The following is a 1,066-nucleotide window of genomic DNA, read 5'->3' on the forward strand; positions in this document are numbered from 1 at the left end:
GGCCGCAAGGTTAAAACTCAAATGAATTGACGGGGGCCCGCACAAGCGGTGGAGCATGTGGTTTAATTCGATGCAACGCGAAGAACCTTACCTACTCTTGACATCCAGAGAATTCGCTAGAGATAGCGTAGTGCCTTCGGGAACTCTGAGACAGGTGCTGCATGGCTGTCGTCAGCTCGTGTTGTGAAATGTTGGGTTAAGTCCCGCAACGAGCGCAACCCTTATCCTTTGTTGCCAGCACGTAATGGTGGGAACTCAAAGGAGACTGCCGGTGATAAACCGGAGGAAGGTGGGGATGACGTCAAGTCATCATGGCCCTTACGAGTAGGGCTACACACGTGCTACAATGGCATATACAAAGAGAAGCAAACTCGCGAGAGCAAGCGGACCTCATAAAGTATGTCGTAGTCCGGATTGGAGTCTGCAACTCGACTCCATGAAGTCGGAATCGCTAGTAATCGTAGATCAGAATGCTACGGTGAATACGTTCCCGGGCCTTGTACACACCGCCCGTCACACCATGGGAGTGGGTTGCAAAAGAAGTAGGTAGCTTAACCTTCGGGAGGGCGCTTACCACTTTGTGATTCATGACTGGGGTGAAGTCGTAACAAGGTAACCGTAGGGGAACCTGCGGTTGGATCACCTCCTTACCTCAAGATACGCATTGTGCAGTGTCCACACAGATTGTCTGATGAAATTAATGAGCAAGAGCACCTGTTGATGCGGTAAGGGTAACCTTACGCTGATGCGAAAAGTGCCACACCGTTATACGGTCTGGTACGGATTTTTCGTGTCCCCATCGTCTAGAGGCCTAGGACACTGCCCTTTCACGGCTGTAACAGGGGTTCGAATCCCCTTGGGGACGCCACTCCGGTAATGTGTGAAAGACATTATCAATGAATATCTTAAAGATGACTTTAACGAGTCGTGTTTAAGATATTGCTCTTTAACAATCTGGAACAAGCTGAAAAATTGAAAGTTTACAGCTGAACATCACTCTCCGTAGAAGTACTGAGTGGTGATTAGTCTGTAACAGAGTCTCTCAAATAATCGCAGCGCGACGTTG

1 tRNA gene and 1 rRNA gene are annotated in these 1,066 nt (G+C 49.0%); both read left to right on the forward strand.

From position 1 onward, the window contains the following. Positions 1-650, forward strand: a 16S ribosomal RNA gene (locus CWS43_RS27115); the annotation flags it as partial. A 142-nt stretch (positions 651-792) separates the two neighbouring features. Further along, positions 793-868, forward strand: a tRNA-Glu gene (locus CWS43_RS27120). Positions 869-1,066: the final 198 nt, after the last annotated feature.

This window comes from Rahnella sp. AA, assembly GCF_002834385.1.
GTDB lineage: Bacteria > Pseudomonadota > Gammaproteobacteria > Enterobacterales > Enterobacteriaceae > Rahnella.